The 17337-nt window shown below is 58.0% G+C and carries 15 protein-coding genes and 2 tRNA genes; 14 read left to right on the forward strand and 3 right to left on the reverse strand.

Features of this window, described 5'->3' with window-relative positions:
- Positions 1 to 12: 12 nt before the first annotated feature.
- From folP to A3714_RS06880, 14 genes are all read left to right on the forward strand, one after another.
- Complete coding sequence (folP, locus tag A3714_RS06815; RefSeq protein WP_082850714.1) at positions 13 to 810, forward strand: dihydropteroate synthase; 798 nt, start codon at positions 13 to 15, stop codon at positions 808 to 810.
- A 17-nt stretch (positions 811 to 827) separates the two neighbouring features.
- Positions 828 to 2162 carry a phosphoglucosamine mutase gene (gene glmM, locus A3714_RS06820; protein ID WP_063508986.1) on the forward strand — a complete coding sequence of 445 codons (1335 nt, stop codon included), beginning with the start codon at positions 828 to 830 and terminating at the stop codon, positions 2160 to 2162.
- 44 nt (positions 2163 to 2206) lie between these two features.
- On the forward strand, positions 2207 to 2953 hold the full coding sequence (gene tpiA / locus A3714_RS06825) for a triose-phosphate isomerase (RefSeq protein WP_062817078.1): 747 nt from the start codon (positions 2207 to 2209) through the stop codon (positions 2951 to 2953).
- A gap of 10 nt (positions 2954 to 2963) precedes the next feature.
- Entirely contained in the window at positions 2964 to 3410 is a 447-nt protein-coding gene (secG, locus tag A3714_RS06830; RefSeq protein WP_062817077.1) for a preprotein translocase subunit SecG, read from the forward strand.
- A 14-nt stretch (positions 3411 to 3424) separates the two neighbouring features.
- Positions 3425 to 3510, forward strand: a tRNA-Leu gene (locus tag A3714_RS06835).
- A gap of 412 nt (positions 3511 to 3922) precedes the next feature.
- Positions 3923 to 3999 (forward strand) — tRNA-Met (locus tag A3714_RS06840).
- A gap of 173 nt (positions 4000 to 4172) precedes the next feature.
- Positions 4173 to 4628: a ribosome maturation factor RimP gene (rimP, locus tag A3714_RS06845; RefSeq protein WP_063509598.1), complete on the forward strand. Its 456-nt coding sequence runs from the start codon at positions 4173 to 4175 to the stop codon at positions 4626 to 4628.
- A 39-nt stretch (positions 4629 to 4667) separates the two neighbouring features.
- Positions 4668 to 6176, forward strand: a complete 1509-nt coding sequence (gene nusA / locus A3714_RS06850) for a transcription termination factor NusA (protein ID WP_062817074.1) — start codon at positions 4668 to 4670, stop codon at positions 6174 to 6176.
- 213 nt (positions 6177 to 6389) lie between these two features.
- Positions 6390 to 9080 carry a translation initiation factor IF-2 gene (gene infB / locus A3714_RS06855; RefSeq protein ID WP_062817073.1) on the forward strand — a complete coding sequence of 897 codons (2691 nt, stop codon included), beginning with the start codon at positions 6390 to 6392 and terminating at the stop codon, positions 9078 to 9080.
- A 19-nt stretch (positions 9081 to 9099) separates the two neighbouring features.
- On the forward strand, positions 9100 to 9510 hold the full coding sequence (gene rbfA, locus A3714_RS06860; protein ID WP_063509599.1) for a 30S ribosome-binding factor RbfA: 411 nt from the start codon (positions 9100 to 9102) through the stop codon (positions 9508 to 9510).
- A gap of 17 nt (positions 9511 to 9527) precedes the next feature.
- On the forward strand, positions 9528 to 10445 hold the full coding sequence (truB, locus tag A3714_RS06865; RefSeq protein WP_063509600.1) for a tRNA pseudouridine(55) synthase TruB: 918 nt from the start codon (positions 9528 to 9530) through the stop codon (positions 10443 to 10445).
- Positions 10446 to 10516: 71 nt separating this feature from the next.
- The gene (rpsO, locus tag A3714_RS06870) at positions 10517 to 10786 is read left to right on the forward strand and encodes a 30S ribosomal protein S15 (RefSeq protein ID WP_062817070.1); all 270 of its coding nucleotides are present in this window, start codon (positions 10517 to 10519) and stop codon (positions 10784 to 10786) included.
- Positions 10787 to 11032: 246 nt separating this feature from the next.
- Complete coding sequence (pnp, locus tag A3714_RS06875; protein ID WP_063509601.1) at positions 11033 to 13126, forward strand: polyribonucleotide nucleotidyltransferase; 2094 nt, start codon at positions 11033 to 11035, stop codon at positions 13124 to 13126.
- Positions 13127 to 13284: 158 nt separating this feature from the next.
- Entirely contained in the window at positions 13285 to 13710 is a 426-nt protein-coding gene (locus tag A3714_RS06880) for a hypothetical protein (RefSeq protein WP_063509602.1), read from the forward strand.
- 73 nt (positions 13711 to 13783) lie between these two features.
- On the opposite strand, the gene acs is transcribed toward A3714_RS06880, so the two are convergent.
- The 3 genes from acs to panC all read right to left on the reverse strand — a co-directional run bounded on the left by acs (position 13784) and on the right by panC (position 17333).
- On the reverse strand, positions 13784 to 15721 hold the full coding sequence (acs, locus tag A3714_RS06885) for an acetate--CoA ligase (RefSeq protein WP_063509603.1): 1938 nt from the start codon (positions 15719 to 15721) through the stop codon (positions 13784 to 13786).
- Between the two features lie 285 nt (positions 15722 to 16006).
- The gene (gene panD, locus A3714_RS06890; RefSeq protein WP_035248421.1) at positions 16007 to 16387 is read right to left on the reverse strand and encodes an aspartate 1-decarboxylase; all 381 of its coding nucleotides are present in this window, start codon (positions 16385 to 16387) and stop codon (positions 16007 to 16009) included.
- 88 nt (positions 16388 to 16475) lie between these two features.
- Positions 16476 to 17333 (reverse strand): pantoate--beta-alanine ligase, encoded by an 858-nt coding sequence (gene panC, locus A3714_RS06895; protein ID WP_063509604.1) that lies wholly within the window; start codon positions 17331 to 17333, stop codon positions 16476 to 16478.
- Positions 17334 to 17337 lie beyond the last annotated feature (4 nt).

The raw sequence follows: 17337 nt of genomic DNA on the forward strand, positions 1-17337 counted from the left end.
GCGCCTGTCGTTATGGGGATACTGAATGTAACCCCGGATTCCTTTTCCGATGGTGGCCGCTTTACCGAGCGGGATGCTGCCCTGCGTCAGGCGGAGCGAATGCTGGCGGATGGTGCGGCCATTATTGACGTGGGCGGCGAGTCCACCCGTCCCGGTGCGGCACCGGTGTCCGAACAGCAGGAGCTGGACAGGGTGGTGCCGGTCGTCGAGGCGCTGACGTCGGAGCTTGATGCCCTTGTGTCTGTGGATACCAGCACTGCCGCAGTGATTCATGGTGCCGCGGCAGCAGGCGCAGGCATGATCAATGATGTCCGTGCCCTGCGCCGATCCGGGGCCCTGGACGCTGCGGCTGCCAGCGGGTTACCTGTGTGTCTGATGCACATGCGAGGAGAGCCCGGCAACATGCAGGACGATCCCCGTTACCAGGACGTCACCGCCGAGGTGGTTGATTTCCTGCGCCAACGCATTGCCGCCTGTGGGCAGGTGGGCATTCCCCGCGAACGACTGCTTGTCGATCCGGGTTTTGGCTTTGCCAAAACCGTGGCACACAACCTCACGCTAATGCATGAAATGGCCGCTTTGCAGGAATTGGCACTGCCAATTCTGATCGGTATCTCACGCAAGTCTCTGTTTGGTAAACTGCTCGGTCGGGACGTGAATGAGCGGTTGCCCGCCAGTCTGGCAGCGGCCGTGATGTGTGTTGAGCGCGGTGCAATGATCGTTCGCGCACACGATGTGAAGGAAACCGTGGATGTGGTGCGTCTCGCACATGCCGTTCGACAGTCAAGTGGCGGTGAGCGCACAAAATAACTGCACAAGGAGTCGTCATGGCGCGTAAATATTTCGGGACAGATGGCGTGCGGGGCACGGTAGGGGAATTCCCCATTACTCCGGATTTCGTGCTCAAACTGGGTTGGGCGGCCGGTAAAGTGCTGGCTGCCCGCGGCGGCAGCAAGATTCTGATTGGCAAGGATACCCGTATTTCCGGGTATATGTTCGAGTCGGCCCTGGAAGCGGGCATTTCTGCGGCGGGTGTTGATGTGCGTCTGCTCGGCCCTCTGCCGACACCGGGCATTGCCTATCTGACCCGGACGCTATCGGCCCAGGCAGGTATTGTCATTTCCGCCTCCCATAACGCCTACACCGATAACGGCATCAAGTTCTTTGGCGCGGACGGGCGCAAGCTCAGTGATGACATTGAGCTGGAAATTGAGCGGCTTCTGGATGAAGAGATGTCGGTCGTGGCCACTGACCAGCTTGGCAAAGTGCGCCGGATTGATGATGCCCGAGGTCGGTACATTGAATTCTGCAAGAGCACGGTGCCCGGATTGAACCTGAATGGCATGAAGATTGTGGTCGATACCGCCAATGGTGCGGCGTACCACATTGCCCCGGATGTGTTCGAGGAGCTGGGTGCTGAGGTGGTGGCCCTGGCCAACACGCCGGACGGCTTCAATATCAACCGCGATTGCGGCTCCACGCATCCGGAAAAGCTGCAGCAGCGCGTGATTGAGGAAAAAGCGGACCTCGGGGTGGCGCTGGATGGCGATGCGGACCGGCTGATCATGGTGGATCACAGCGGTAATCTGGTGGACGGCGATCAGCTATTGTTCGTAGTGGCCCGCGATCGCAAGGAGAGCGGGGCGGAACTGCCCGGCGTAGTCGGTACCCTGATGTCCAATTTCGGTCTTGAGCTGGCCCTGCAGGCGCTGGATATTGAGTTCGTGCGTGCCAAGGTGGGGGATCGTTATGTGATGGAGCAGCTTGACCAGCGTGGTTGGTTAATCGGTGGCGAGTCTTCCGGCCATCTGGTTTGTCTGGATCGCACGTCCACCGGAGATGGCACGGTTTCAGCCTTGCAGGTTCTGGCGGCGCTGTCACGTCGAGACCAGAGCCTGGCGGAGGCGGTGGGGGATGTGGCCTTGTTGCCCCAGACGATGATCAACGTGCGAGGCCCCAATCGTGACGGCTTTATGGACAAGCCCGAAGTCAAAACGGCCATGGCGGAAGCCGAAAAAGCGCTGGCCGGTAATGGCCGCATCCTGCTGCGGCCTTCCGGCACCGAGCCATTGGTGCGGGTGATGATCGAGGGCAAGGACCCGGACCAGGTGGCTGCCCTGTGCCGCGAGCTGGCGGATGTGGTGGAAAAGGCGATTGCGTAATCGCCCTTGGGCTTGCGGCATTTTTCTATTCAAGGAAATGACAAATGAAATCAAGAACACCGCTGGTTGCCGGTAACTGGAAAATGAACGGGCGGGAGGCACTTCTGTCTGAGATGGCGGAAGCGTTGGGCAGCTATGAGGGTGTGGCGCAGGTGTTGATCTGTCCGCCCTTTCCCTACCTGGCTGCGGCCAGAAGCCAGCTGCCGGCGGCCATCAAGGTGGGTGGGCAGAATCTGAGTGATCAGGATGACGGGGCTTTCACTGGCGAGGTGTCCGCAGCCATGCTTGCGGAGGTGGGCTGCAGTCACGTGATTGTGGGTCATTCCGAGCGCCGTGCCCTGTACGGGGAAACCGATGCGGTGATCGCCGACAAGTTTTCTCGCGCCCAGGCCGCGGGCCTGGTTCCGATCCTCTGTGTGGGAGAAACCCTGGAAGAGCGTGAAGCCGGAAACACGGAATCCGTGGTCTGTGGACAGTTGCAGGCGGTGATTGATGCCGTAGGTATTGCGGCTTTCGGTAAGGCGGTGGTGGCCTATGAACCTGTGTGGGCCATCGGCACCGGCAGGACTGCCAGCCCGGAGCAGGCCCAGGAAGTGCACGCCTCGTTGCGGGCGTCATTGGAAAAAAACGATCCGGATATCGCTGAATCGCTGTGCTTGCTTTACGGCGGCAGTGTAAAGGCGGATAATGCCGCCCTTCTGTTTGCCCAGTCAGACATCGATGGGGGTCTGATAGGCGGGGCATCGTTAACAGCTGACAGTTTTATTGCTATCTGTCAGGCGGCGGAATAATAGAGTCATTATGGATATTGTTGTTCACGTAGTGCATGTACTGGCGGCCCTTGGCCTGATCGGTCTGGTGCTGATTCAGCACGGTAAAGGTGCCGATGCCGGAGCCTCTTTCGGTGGCGGGGGATCGCAGACCGTATTTGGCAGTGCCGGGTCAGCCAATTTCCTGACCCGTGCCACGGCGCTGCTGGCGGTGGTGTTCTTTGTCACCAGTATGGCGCTGGCCTGGATGGCGCGCCAGGAAGCCGAGGGTGTGCGCAGCTTCTTGCCGGAACTGGAAACCCTTGAGCAGCAGGAAGACGATGTGCCCGCGGCTCCAGTGGATTCTGATGTGCCCGCCACTCTGTCAGAGGTGCCTGTGGCATCCGATGAGGTGCCGGCGCAAAAAGAGGTTTCGGATGTGCCTCAAGCTGGGGTAGAATCCCCGGCCCCGACTGAAGTGCCTCAGTCGGAGCAGTAAGTAAAGCGTTCTTTGCCGAAGTGGTGGAATTGGTAGACACGCTATCTTGAGGGGGTAGTGAGCTTCGCTCGTGCCGGTTCAAGTCCGGCCTTCGGCACCAATTTGGAAGAGAGGTCCTGAGTGGATCTCGGTCCGGTCAGACAGCGCTTGACTGTCTTGAGCGGGGTGATGGCGGAAGTCTGCGATCACCAAAAACGGCACAACGGGGTTGTGTCTGCCGGCCTGGTTTCTGCGACAAAAAACGTCGCCAGCCGTGTCGGTAATGCGGGCACAGGAGTGCTTGCAACTGCACAGAAGGGGTGTGCTCCTTGTTGTGCTAAGGCAGCGAAAAATAAATGTTTTTTTCGTCTTTGCCTTGACAGAGTGAGCGCCTCTAAGTACTATTTGCGCTCGATATTTGAGGCCGGTTGAGCAGCTTTAGCGAGTCAGGCTCAGTCAGCTGGAACCAAAAGATCTGCACGTACCAGAATGCAGATCGAGTGCCGAGGGGCGCTTACGGTTCAACGGTTTATTGCGGGGTGGAGCAGTCTGGTAGCTCGTCGGGCTCATAACCCGAAGGTCGTAGGTTCAAATCCTGCCCCCGCTACCACTTAGAAGAACCGGCTACGGCGGGTTCAAAGCGGACAAAAGGCCCCTCTAGCAGGGGCCTTTTGTTATCCGCAGCAGTGGAATGGGCGGTGGATGTGCGGTCGATTGCATGGCTTCCTTGCAGTGGCTGTATTGTCCCCAGGCCCATTTTTTGTTTGTACTGTCGGAAAGGACATGTCGAAACGCGTAGAACAATTGACGGAGCTGCTGGCTCCGGTCGTTGAGGACTTGGGCTTCGTGCTTTGGGGTATTGAACATATCCAGGGGCGCGGGGCTGTTTTGCGTGTCTATATCGACCACAGCGACGGTATCACAGTAGATAATTGCGCGGCGGTGAGTCACGAAATCAGCGGCGTGCTGGATGTGGAAGATCCAATACCTGGCGAATACAACCTGGAGGTGTCTTCGCCGGGCATGGATCGGCCCATGTTTGATATTGCGCAATATGCCGACTATATCGGTGAAGATGTTCAGCTGAAGTTGCTGGCGCCGGTATCAGGCAAGCGTAAAATGACGGCGGCCATTGTGGCCGTGGATGGCGAAACGCTGGTGGTGGAGCTTGATGGCGACACTCTGCGTATTCCTTACAGTCAGGTAGATCGTGCCCGGTTGCAGCCTCGCTTCGACTGAGCACGCCCTGAAGAACTTTGTCTTTGTAAAGGCTTGGCCATGAACAAAGAGATCCTGCTGGTAGCGGAAACCGTATCAAACGAAAAAGGCGTCAGCCGTGACGTGATTTTCGAGGCCATCGAGTTGGCACTGGCGGCCGCTACCAAAAAACGCTTTAAGGAAGAAGACGTGGAAATTCGCGTGGATATTGACCGGGTATCCGGCGATTCCCGCACGTTCCGCGTATGGCACGTCGTACCCGACGAAGAGCTTTATGAATTCGGTAAACAGCTGACCCTTGATGAAGCCCATGAGCAGGATCCGTCTCTGCAGATTGGTGACACCTGGGAAGAAGAGATCGAATCGGAAGCCTTCGGTCGTATCGGTGCCCAGACTGCCAAACAGGTTATCGTGCAGAAAGTGCGCGAAGCCGAGCGTCGCCAGATCATCGAAGAGTATCGTGATCGCATTGGTGAGTTGATTAGCGGCATCGTCAAAAAAGCCAACCGGGATTCCATCGTTCTGGATCTGGGCGGGAATGCGGAAGCGTTGATTACCCGCGAGCACATGATTCCCCGTGAAGCGGTGCGTCAGAATGACCGAATCCGTGCGTATTTGCTGGGCGTGAACGAAGAAAACCGTGGCCCGCAGCTGTTTGCCAGCCGAGCCTGCCCGGACATGCTGGTCGAGCTGTTCAAGATTGAAGTGCCGGAAATCGGTGAAGAGCTGATCGAAATCAAGGGCGCTGCCCGTGATCCTGGATCCCGTGCCAAGATCGCCGTGAAAAGCAATGACCAGCGTATTGATCCGGTGGGTGCCTGCGTGGGTATGCGCGGTGCCCGTGTTCAGGCGGTCTCCAATGAGCTCGCCGGTGAACGTATCGATATCGTCCTGTGGGACGACAACCCGGCACAGTTGGTGATCAATGCCATGCAGCCGGCGGAAGTGGCTTCCATTGTTATGGATGAAGAAAGTCACTCCATGGATATCGCGGTGGAAGACGAGTCTGCTCTGGCTCAGGCCATCGGCCGTAGCGGCCAGAATATCCGTTTGGCCTCTGAACTGACTGGCTGGGAACTCAACGTCATGACCCTTGACGATGCCCAGAACAAACAGGAAGAGGAAGCTGCCCAGGCACTGGAAACGTTCATGAAAGAACTGGACGTGGACGAAGATGTTGCCGGCATTCTGGTGGATGAAGGTTTTACCACCCTGGAAGAAGTGGCCTACGTGCCGGAAGAAGAGATGCTCGCTATCGACGGGTTCGATGAAGATATCGTCGATGCCCTGCGCCAGCGCGCCAAGGATGTCCTGCTGACCAAAGCCCTGGTATCCGAAGAGAAATTCGAGCTGGCCGAGCCTGCTGAAGACCTTCTGAATATGGAAGGCATGGATCGTGACCTGGCTGTGGAACTGGCATCGCGCGGTATCCCCACCATGGAAGATCTGGCCGAACAGGCGGTGGATGATTTGATGGACATCAGTGGCATGAGCGAAGAGCGTGCCGCCGAGCTGATCATGACTGCCCGGGCCCCCTGGTTCGCTGATGAAAATGAAGCCGGGGCGTAACGGCCTTTAAGCGGATTGGACGCGGGCACCAACAGCAGGGTGTTGAAAAGGCCATAAGGTGCTTTTCAAGCTATCTTCGCGGTATGGCCCGCAAAGATAAGCACACAATGCGCTGACCGGAATGTGCCGGGCAGCGCGGTCATTCGCCCCCAGGGCAATGGCCCAGGCTATTTTCAATAGCCTGCTAGAGACGGACAGGAGAGTGTTGCTGACATGGCAGAAACGACCGTAAAGAAACTGGCCGACATCGTAGGGACCCCCGTCGAGAAACTGCTTTCGCAGATGAAAGACGCCGGGCTACCCCATGGCGATGCCAGCGAAGTGGTCTCCGATGAGCAGAAGCAGCAGCTTCTTGCCCATCTGCGCAAGTCCCATGGTGCCGCGGATACCGAAGCCAAGAAGATTACCCTCAAGCGCAAGTCCACCAGCACTATCAAGACCACCGGTGCGGCGGGCAAATCCAAGACCGTTAACGTGGAAGTGCGCAAGAAGCGCACCTACGTGAAGCGCGAAGCGCTTGAGGAGCAGGAACGCGAAGAAGCCGAACGCAAGGCGGCGGAAGAGGCTGCGCGTCTGGCGGAAGAAGAGAAACGCAAGGCGGAAGAAGCGGCCAAGCGTCAGGCCGAAGAAGAAGCGGCCAGCAAGAAAGAGGAAGAAGCCAAGGCTCGTGCGGAAGCCGAGCGTAAGGCTGCAGGTGAAAAGGCGGCGGAAGAAAAGACCAAGCGTGTCTCCGTGCCCAAGACGGCAACCGCCAAGAAGCCAGCCAAGACCGAAACCCCGGAAGAGAAAGCCAAGCGCGAGGAAGCGGAACGCAAGCAGCGTGAAGCGGATGAGGCCAAGCGCAAGCAAGAAGCCGAAGCTCGCAAGAAAGCGGAAGAAGAAGCCGCTCGCCGTACTGCTGAAGAAGCGGCGCGGATTGCTGCTGAGCTGGAAAAACGTGGCGATCAGGAAGAGAAAAAGCCTGAAGAAGAGGAAGACAAAGGGTCCTCTATTGTTGTTGCCGCTCAGGAAGCCAGTTATCAGCGTGAAGAGCGCCAGTCTCGTCGTCGTCGCCGCAAGCCGAAATCGGCGGGCGTTGCTCATGGGCAGATGAAGAGCTCCATGAACAAGCAGCACGGCTTTAAAACCCCGACGGAGAAGAAAATCTACGAAGTCGAAGTACCGGAAACCATTACCGTGGGCGATCTGGCCCAGCGCATGAACATCAAGGCCAAGGAACTGATCAAGGCCATGATGAAGATGGGTGAAATGGCGACGGTCAACCAGTTTATTGATCAGGAAACCGCGTTTTTGCTGGTGGAAGAAATGGGCCACAAGGCCGTCGCCAGCAAAGGTCAGGAAGAAGTTCTCGAAGATCACCTGGCCGATATGGTCAACCGTGACGATGTGGACCTGAATGATCGTGCGCCGGTAGTCACCATCATGGGGCACGTGGACCACGGTAAAACCTCCCTGCTGGATTATATCCGCAAGGCCAAGGTGGCCGACGGTGAAGCGGGCGGCATTACCCAGCACATCGGTGCTTACCACGTACAGCATGAGAAGGGCATGATCACCTTCCTGGACACCCCGGGTCACGCCGCCTTTACGGCCATGCGTGCGCGTGGTGCCAAAGCCACTGATATCGTGGTGATTGTAGTCGCCGCAGACGATGGCGTGATGCCGCAAACCGAAGAGGCGATCAATCACGCCAAGGCATCCGGTGCCCCGATCATCATTGCCGTGAACAAGATTGATAAAGAGCAGGCAGACCCGGACCGGGTTCGTAACGAGCTGGCCACCAAGGACGTGATTCCGGAAGAGTGGGGCGGTGAATATCAGTTCATCAACGTATCCGCGCACTCCGGCCAGGGCGTGGATGACCTGCTGGATGCCATCCTGCTGCAGTCAGAATTGCTGGAACTGAAATCGCCGGCCACCGGCTCGGCCACCGGTGTGGTGATCGAATCGCGCATTGAAAAAGGTCGCGGTACCGTTGCCTCCATTCTGGTGCAGGCAGGTGAGCTGAATATTGGTGACATGCTGCTGGCCGGTGCGCACTTCGGTCGCGTGCGGGCCATGGTGGACGAGAACGGCAAGCCGATCACCTCTGCCGGCCCCTCCATCCCGGTGGAAGTGCTGGGCCTGGACGGTGCCCCGGAAGCGGGTGAACAGGTACAGGTTGTTCCCGACGAGAAGAAAGCCCGCGAAGTGGCCGAGTTCCGTCAGGAGCGTGACCGTGACCTGAAGCTCAAGCGTCAACAGGCGTCCAAGCTGGAAAACCTGTTTGCCAACATGGGCAGCGAAGAAATCAAGACCGTCAACATCGTTCTCAAGACCGATGTGCGCGGTTCCCTGGAAGCCCTCACCGGTGCCCTTAATGATCTGGGCACGGAAGAGGTGAAGGTGAACCTGGTGTCTGCCGGCGTCGGTGCTATCAACGAGTCCGACGTCAATCTGGCCATGACCAGTGAAGCCGTGCTGCTGGGCTTCAACGTCCGTGCTGATTCCAAGGCCAAGAAACTGTGCGAGCAGGAAGGTCTGGATTTGCGCTACTACAGCGTCATCTATGAGCTGATCGACGACGTCAAGTCGGCCATGAGCGGCCTGTTGGCGCCGGAGAAGCGCGAAGAGATTCTCGGTACCGCCCAGGTTCGCGACGTGTTCCGTTCCTCCAAGTTCGGTGCCGTGGCTGGCTGTATGGTTATCGAAGGTACCTTGTACCGCAATCGGCCGATCCGTGTGCTGCGGGATGATGTGGTGGTCTTCGAAGGCGAGCTGGAATCCCTGCGTCGCTTCAAGGACGACGTCCAGGAAGTTCGCAACGGCATGGAGTGTGGTATTGCCGTGAAGAGCTACAACGACGTGAAGGAAGGCGACAAGATCGAAGTCTTCGAAGTGAAGGAGGTGGCGCGCTTCCTTTAAGGAGCGTGCCCCGTTAACCATGAGTCGTCATCGTCGCCCGCAGGGCTTTAACCGCACTGATCGGATTGCCGACCAGATTCAGCGTGAGCTGTCGCGGTTATTGCAGTTTGAAATGAAAGACCCGCGGGTAAACCTGGCCACCATTCAGGATGTGACGGTGTCCCGGGACCTGTCCTTTGCCGACGTGTATTTCACGTTGCTGGGCAAAGGCGAGGAAGAGGGCGCGGAAGCGGAAGCCGTGCTGGTGAAAGCCAGTGGCTTCCTGCGCAGCAGCCTGGCGCAAAGCCTCAATACCCGCACTACCCCGAAATTGCGTTTCCATTACGACATGACCCCGGAGCGGGCGGCCCATCTTTCCCAGCTGATCGATGAAGCCCGCGCGGAAGACCGGGAATTGCGTCCGGACAACGACGAAACCGAAAACGATTAGTGTAGCGGAGCTGTCAGGTGGCAAAACGTCGTCCCCGTGGCCGTAACGTCAACGGCATTCTGCTGTTGGATAAAAACAGTGGCGTCAGCAGTAATGGTGCCCTGCAGATGGCCAAGAAAATGTTTGCGGCAGCCAAGGCCGGCCACACCGGTAGCCTGGACCCACTGGCTACCGGGATGTTGCCGATCTGTTTTGGTGAAGCCACCAAGTTCAGCCAGTTCCTGCTGGAATCTGACAAGAGCTACCGGGTGACCGCCAAATTGGGCGTGATCACGGAAACCGGTGATGCGGATGGTGAGGTAGTCAGAACCGCCGATGTAACCGCCAGCCCGGCCCAGATTGAAGATGCCCTGATGTCCTTTATGGGGGATATCGAGCAGGTGCCGAGCATGTATTCGGCGATCAAGTATGATGGCGTGCCGCTCTACAAGCTGGCCCGCGAAGGCAAAACCGTGGAGCGCAAAGCGCGCCCGGTAACGATTTATGATATCCGCATCCTGCGAATCGAAGGCGATGAGCTGGAATTCGAGGTGGATTGTTCCAAGGGCACCTATGTGCGCTCGCTGGTGGAAGATACCGGTGAAAAGCTGGGTTGTGGCGGCCATGTGACGGCGCTGCGCCGCTTGTCAGCCGGCCCCTACCCGGCGGAACGCATGCTGACCCTGGAGCAGCTGGGCAAGATCAAGGAAACCGGTGGTTTTGAGGCAATCGACGAGCTGCTCTTGCCTTTATCTACCAGCGTGGCAGACTGGCCGCGCATTGAGCTGGGTGACAATGCTGCCTATTACCTGCAGCAGGGTCAGCCAGTGATGAGCTCAGACCGTCCCGCGGACGGCTGGGTCAGTATTTACCAGGCATCCAGTGAAGAATTTCTGGGTGTCGGTGAAGTGCTGGAAGACGGGCGCATTGCGCCGCGTCGACTGGTATCGGGCTGAGGCCAAACGACGGCAGCTATAAATATGCATGGCTGACCGCGTCTTTTTATTGAGCATATTGGAGAAATAGCATGGCATTAACCACTGAACAGAAAGCGGAAATCCTGAAAGAGCACGGCCAGAAAGAAGGCGATACCGGTTCCCCGGAAGTGCAGATTGCTCTGCTGAGCGCCAACATCAACGGCCTGCAGGACCACTTCAAGGGTCACAAGAAGGATCACCACAGCCGTCGCGGCCTGATCCGCATGGTAAACCAGCGTCGTAAGCTGCTGGACTACCTGGCCAAGAAGGACCGTACCCGTTACCTGCAGCTGATTGAAAAGCTGGGTCTGCGTCGCTAAAAGACAGCAGATCGGGTAACCCCAACAGAAGCTCGGCAGCCGCCGGGCTTCTGTTGTTTCTGGCCTGTGGAAAATCGGGCGGTAAGATCGCGTCGAAGTATCGTGGGCCAGAGGGCTCAGGCGTGTCTCCAGGCCAATTTACGGTTGGGCCAGGCGCCCTGGCGGGATATGATGCCCGGGCAAAAGATGAATTGTTATCAGAGGCATGGGCCTCGAAGATTGTCGTGAAGAGAGAAGAGACGAGATATGTTCAATAAAATCACTAAACAGATTCAGTTCGGCCGTGACACGGTAACCCTGGAAACCGGGCAAATTGCCCGCCAGGCCACCGCCGCTGTCATGGTCCGTATCGGTGACACCGAAGTGCTGGTCACCGTAGTAGGCAAGAAAGAAGCGGATCCCAGCAAGAACTTCTTCCCCCTGACCGTTAACTACCAGGAAAAGACCTACGCCGCCGGCCGTATCCCGGGTGGCTTCTTCAAGCGTGAAGGTCGTCCCAGCGAAAAAGAAACCCTGACCTGCCGCCTGATTGATCGTCCCATTCGCCCGCTGTTTCCCAAGGGCTTCATGAATGAAGTGCAGGTTGTGGCCACGGTCATGTCCGCTGACAAGAACCAGGATCCGGATATCGCCGCCCTGATCGGCACTTCCGCCGCCCTGTCCATTTCCGGTATTCCGTTCGGTGGCCCTATCGGCGCCGCCCGCGTGGGTTTCAAGGATGGCATGTACATCCTCAACCCCAGCCGCAGTGAGCTGGAAGAATCCGCGCTGGACCTGGTGGTTGCCGGTACTGAGCCTGCCGTATTGATGGTGGAATCCGAAGCCAAGGAGCTGTCCGAAGACCAGATGCTGGGTGCGGTGCTGTTTGGTCACATGGAGATGCAGCCGGTTATCCAGGGCATCAAGGAATTTGCCGCCGAAGTGGGCACCCCGAAGTGGGACTGGCAGGCACCTGCCGAGAACACCGAGCTGAAAAACGCCATCAAGGAAAAGTTCGAAGGCGCTCTGGCCGAAGCCTATACCATCACCGAGAAGATGGCCCGTTACGCCAAAGTGGGCGAGCTGCGTGATGCCTGCGTAGAAGCGTTTGCTACCGGTGAAGAAGGTGCCCCGGAAGCCGGCGAAGTGAAGGAGCTGTTCGGCAAGGTCGAGAAATCCGTGGTCCGTGAAGCTGTCGTGTCCGGCAAGCCACGTATCGACGGTCGCGCCCTGGATGCGGTGCGTGCTATCGAGTGTCAAGTGGGCGTGCTGGCCAAGACTCACGGTTCCGCCCTGTTCACCCGTGGCGAAACCCAGGCAATCGTTACTGCCACCCTGGGCGGCATGCGTGATGCCCAGTTTATCGATGCACTGGAAGGGTCCCGTCAGGACCACTTCATGCTGCAGTACAACTTCCCTCCCTACTGTGTGGGCGAAACCGGCATGATCGGTTCTCCCAAGCGTCGCGAGATCGGCCACGGCCGTCTGGCCCGTCGCGGTGTGGAAGCGGTAGTGCCCAACGAAAAAGATTTCCCGTACTCCATTCGCGTGGTGTCCGAGATCACTGAGTCCAACGGCTCCTCCTCCATGGCGTCCGTCTGTGGCACCTCCATGGCGCTGATGGATGCCGGTGTACCCCTGACCGCGCCGGTGGCCGGTATCGCCATGGGCCTGGTGAAGGAAGAAGACGGTCGCTTCGCGGTACTGTCCGATATCCTCGGTGATGAAGATCACCTGGGCGACATGGACTTCAAGGTGGCCGGTACTGCCCGTGGCGTCACCGCCCTGCAGATGGACATCAAGATCGAAGGCATCACTGAAGAGATCATGGAAAAGGCCCTGGAGCAGGCCAATGCCGGCCGTATCCACATCCTCGGTGAAATGGCCAAGGCGATTGCTGAGTCCCGCACCCAGGTATCTGACAATGCGCCGACCCTGCTGACCCTGAAGATCAACCCTGACAAGATCCGTGACGTGATCGGTAAAGGCGGCGCCACCATCCGTGCGCTGACCGAAGAGACTGGCTGTACCATCGATCTGGAAGACGATGGCAGCGTCAAGATCTACGGTGAGACCCGCGAGAAAGCGGAAGAAGCCGTGCGCCGTGTGGAAGAGATCACTGCCGAAGCGGAAGTGGGTGCTATCTACGAAGGCAAGGTCACCAAGGTGGTGGATTTCGGTGCGTTCGTGGCGATCATGCCCGGTACCGAAGGTCTGCTGCACATCTCCCAGATCGCTGAAGAGCGTGTGGAGAAGGTGTCTGACTACGTCAATGAAGGCGACCTGATCAAGGTGAAGGTGCTCGACGTGGATCAGCGTGGCCGTATCAAGCTGTCCATGAAGGAAGCCAAGGAAGACTGATTCTTCCTTTTCCCCATTCAAAAAGGCCGGCTTTTGCCGGCCTTTTTGGTTTTGGGAAAAGTCGGTTTCTGATTGTGGCGGAATTGTTGCAAAAAAATGTTATGCAAATAGAATGCGCGACTTGGTCTGAAAATTAAATCTATGGAAGGGAAATAATAATGAGGAATGTCGCGTTTCTCTGCCTGCTTGCTCTGGCAGTATTCAGTTCAACAGGTTGTACATCGCTGAGCCGGGCTGATGAAGTTCGTTTGCGTGAGCTCAATGCTGTCGGTATTCAGGATACCGAGGTGAAAGTAAAGCACCCGGGCGTGGCTGGTGGCCTGAACCTGTTGCCGGGTTTCGGTAATTTCTATTTGGGCATTGGGACGAACGAAGGTGCCCAGTGGACGTATGGCTTTCTGAATCTGTTGTTCTGGCCAGCATCCGTTATCTGGGGTGTTCCACAAGGGGCCATTGATGCAAATACGATTAATAAGAAAGAGACGGTCTACTATTACACCTATGACCCGCATGGGAAGAAGGAATTCAAACAGCTAGAGGCCTCTCTGGCAGACCAGATGCTCGATGAGCAAGCCTCATTGTAAGACTGGATAGAATGAAAAAAGGCAGCCAGATGGCTGCCTTTTTTGTGTGTGGGAAACGGCCGGATGGCGGGGCTTACTGATTCAGCCGGGTATCGATCAGCTGATCCACCACCGCCGGGTCTGCGAGGGTGGAGGTATCGCCCAGGCTGTCCAGCTCGTTGGCGGCGATCTTGCGCAGGATGCGGCGCATTATCTTGCCGGAACGGGTTTTTGGGAGGCCGGGGGCGAAGTGGATCAGGTCCGGTTTGGCGATGGGGCCAATTTCCTGGGTCACCATATCCCGAAGCTCCTTGACCAGTTCCTCGCTGCCTTCCTTGCCGGCCATCAGCGACACGTAGGCATAGATACCCTGGCCCTTCACATCGTGTTGGTAGCCAACCACGGCAGCTTCGGAAATGCTGGTATGCAGTACCAGGGCGGACTCGATCTCGGCGGTGCCCAGGCGGTGGCCGGAGACGTTGAGTACGTCGTCCACCCGACCGGTGATCCAGTAGTAACCATCCTCGTCGCGACGGGCGCCGTCACCGGTGAAGTAGTAGCCCTTGTAGGCACTGAAATAGGTATCAATCAGCCGCTGGTGATCGCCATAGACGGTACGGATCTGGCTGGGCCAGCTGGCCTTGATGGCCAGATTGCCGGAGGTGGCGCCCTCCAGCTCGTTGCCGTCCGGGTCCATCAGCACGGGTTGCACCCCGAACATGGGCAGGGTGGCAGAGCCGGCTTTCAGATCCACGGCACCCGGCAGCGGTGCGATCATGATGGCGCCGGTTTCGGTCTGCCACCAGGTATCCACGATGGGGCAGCGGGACTCGCCCACCACCTTGTAATACCACTCCCAGGCTTCCGGGTTGATCGGTTCGCCTACCGTGCCCAGCAACTTCAGGCTGGCCCGGGAGGTTTTGGTGACCGGCTCGTCGCCCAGGCCCATGAGGGCGCGAATGGCGGTGGGTGCGGTGTAGAAGATATTCACCTTGTGCTTGTCCACCACTTGCCAGCAGCGTGAGGCGTCCGGGTAAGTGGGGACGCCCTCGAACATCAGGGTGGTGGCACCATTGGCCAGCGGTCCGTAGACAATATAGCTGTGCCCGGTGATCCAGCCCACATCGGCGGTGCACCAGTAGATGTCACCCTCGTGGTAATCAAACACATATTTATGGGTCAGTGCAGTGTTGAGCAGATAGCCGGCGGTCGTGTGGACGACGCCCTTGGGCTTGCCCGTAGAGCCGGATGTGTAAAGGGTGAACAGCGGGTCTTCCGCCTCGACCCATTCCGGTTCGCAGTCGCTGGAGGCTTCCGCCATGGCCTCGTGGTACCAGACATCCCGGTCTGCCTGCCAGTCCACATCGCCGCCGGTGCGTTTGACCGTCAGGCAGGTATGCACGCTCTCGATCCCGGCCATGGCCTTGTCGGCATTCACTTTCAGGGGGACGGTTTTGCCGCCGCGTACGCCTTCATCGGCGGTGATGACGGCACAGGCACCGGCATCCTGAATGCGATCTTTCAGGGCTTCCGGGGAGAAGCCGCCAAACACGACGGAGTGAATGGCGCCGATGCGGGCGCAGGCCAGCATGGCGTAGGCGGCTTCGGGAATCATCGGCATGTAGATCACCACGCGATCGCCTTTTTTAACGCCACGGCTTTTCAGCACATTACCGAATTTGCTGACTTCCTCGAACAATTGCTGGTAGGAAATGTGCTTGTCCTGATCCGGCTCATCGCCTTCCCAGATAATGGCCGTCTGGTTGGCCCGTTCTGGCAGATGGCGATCGACACAGTTGTAGCATACGTTGAGGGTGGCGCCCTTGAACCAGGCAGCACGGCCTTCGTGGAAGTCCCAGTCACTAACCGTGTCCCAGGGGGTTTTCCAGTCCAGTAATTCCCGGGCCCGGTCCGCCCAGAAGGTATCCGGGTCATTGATGGACTGGGCATACCATTTCTCGTAGGTATCGCGATCCATCAGGGTCTGGGCTTTGAAATCTGCGGGAACAGGGTGAATGTGGGTCTTGGACATCAGGGCCTCCTTGGGATACTGCCAGTGGGGAGCGCGCTTCAGGGGCTCCCGGCTTTCCCTTGATTATTGTGTGACGCTTCCCGGCTGGCTATTCAACCATGGTCGAAGGGGGAAACGGCTAGGTTGCTACCAAGAGTAAACAATGTGTTGGTCAATGGCCAAGGACAGAACAGTGAACGACCGCAAATGCATGGCGGCGGGTGGGGAAGGGGCACGGGAAAGCGGAGGCATAAAAAAACGCCGGCAAAAGCCGGCGTTTCAGGAATTCCTTTTCAGGTTCCGGTATCAGGCGACCTGTACCGGAATCGCGTTGCTGGTGCCTTTGACTTCGTTGCCTTCCGCCATGTAGATCAGGCTGGGCTTGAAGTTGACCAGTTCGGCGCTGGAATAGCTGGCGTAGGCGCAGATAATCACCCGGTGGCCAGGCTGGGCTTTATGCGCAGCGGCACCGTTGACGGAGATGATCTTGGAACCGGCTTCGCCACGAATGGCGTAGGTTTCAAAGCGCTCACCGTTATCGATGTTATAGATCTGGATCTGTTCGTATTCCAGGATACCCGCCATGTCCATCAGGTCACCGTCAATGGCACAGGACCCTTCGTACTCAAGTTCCGCGTGGGTGACTCGAGCCTGATGGAGTTTTGCTTTCAGCATGGTGCACTGCATCTTGGTTACCTCTTGCGCTACCCGAAGCCTGCACACACACGGTGTTGCCACCACACAGGCACTTCAAGGGGCCGGAAGTATGCATGAATCACCGGTCACGCACAACGGCCAGACTGACATTGTCTATCAATCGAGTATTCCCCAGTTTGGCGGCCACAGCGACCACCAGATCGGTATCCCCGGCGCTGGCGGGTGCCAGGCTGCGCGCGTTGGCGACAGTCAGATAGTCCACCTGGAAGCCGGCCTGGTTCAGGCTGTCCCGGTAGCGCTGTTCCAGGGCCCGATAATCCTGTTCGCCGCCTTCAATATCGGCTTTCAGGGTTTGCAGGGTTTGGTATATCTGTGGCGCGAGTGTGCGCTCACTTTCGGTCAAAAAGCCATTGCGTGAACTGCGCGCCAGACCGTCACTCTCCCGACTGGTGGGGGCGCCGACGATCTTGACCGGAAACAGCAGTTCTTCGCTCATGCGGCGAAGAATGGCCAGTTGCTGAAAGTCCTTTTCGCCGAATACGGCCACATCCGGCTGAACAATGTTAAACAGTTTGGCCACCACCGTGGTAACGCCCCGAAAGTGACCTTCCCGGCTGGCCCCGCACAGATGCTCTCCCAGAGCGTCCACGTCTACCCAGGTCTGGTTCTGGCCAGAGGGGTACATCTCGTCCACGGAGGGGGCAAAGAGCAGGTCTGTGCTCGCGTCCACCAGGGCAGCGGCATCCGCGTCCAGGGTGCGCGGGTAGCGGTCGAAATCCTCGTTGGGGCCGAACTGGGTCGGGTTGACGAAGATGGAGACCACCACCACGTCGCAACGGGCTCGGGCTTCCTTGATCAGGCTGATATGACCGTCATGGAGGTTGCCCATGGTGGGCACAAACCCCACGGACAGACCTTTCTGGTGCCAGCCGCGCACATATTCACGAACCTGGGAGACAGTATGGACGGTTTGCATCGGG

The organism is Alcanivorax sp. HI0007 (assembly GCF_001635525.1).
In the GTDB taxonomy this organism is placed as follows: domain Bacteria; phylum Pseudomonadota; class Gammaproteobacteria; order Pseudomonadales; family Alcanivoracaceae; genus Alcanivorax.

Coding starts and splice junctions, on each gene's coding strand:
- acs (WP_063509603.1), bottom strand. CDS start 15,721: ATGTCCAAGACCCACATTCACCCTGTTCCCGCAGATTTCAAAGCCCAG.
- pnp (WP_063509601.1), top strand. CDS start 11,033: ATGTTCAATAAAATCACTAAACAGATTCAGTTCGGCCGTGACACGGTA.
- rbfA (WP_063509599.1), top strand. CDS start 9,100: ATGAGTCGTCATCGTCGCCCGCAGGGCTTTAACCGCACTGATCGGATT.
- A3714_RS06880 (WP_063509602.1), top strand. CDS start 13,285: ATGAGGAATGTCGCGTTTCTCTGCCTGCTTGCTCTGGCAGTATTCAGT.
- folP (WP_082850714.1), top strand. CDS start 13: ATGGGGATACTGAATGTAACCCCGGATTCCTTTTCCGATGGTGGCCGC.
- infB (WP_062817073.1), top strand. CDS start 6,390: ATGGCAGAAACGACCGTAAAGAAACTGGCCGACATCGTAGGGACCCCC.
- rimP (WP_063509598.1), top strand. CDS start 4,173: ATGTCGAAACGCGTAGAACAATTGACGGAGCTGCTGGCTCCGGTCGTT.
- nusA (WP_062817074.1), top strand. CDS start 4,668: ATGAACAAAGAGATCCTGCTGGTAGCGGAAACCGTATCAAACGAAAAA.
- panD (WP_035248421.1), bottom strand. CDS start 16,387: ATGCAGTGCACCATGCTGAAAGCAAAACTCCATCAGGCTCGAGTCACC.
- rpsO (WP_062817070.1), top strand. CDS start 10,517: ATGGCATTAACCACTGAACAGAAAGCGGAAATCCTGAAAGAGCACGGC.
- tpiA (WP_062817078.1), top strand. CDS start 2,207: ATGAAATCAAGAACACCGCTGGTTGCCGGTAACTGGAAAATGAACGGG.
- panC (WP_063509604.1), bottom strand. CDS start 17,333: ATGCAAACCGTCCATACTGTCTCCCAGGTTCGTGAATATGTGCGCGGC.
- glmM (WP_063508986.1), top strand. CDS start 828: ATGGCGCGTAAATATTTCGGGACAGATGGCGTGCGGGGCACGGTAGGG.
- secG (WP_062817077.1), top strand. CDS start 2,964: ATGGATATTGTTGTTCACGTAGTGCATGTACTGGCGGCCCTTGGCCTG.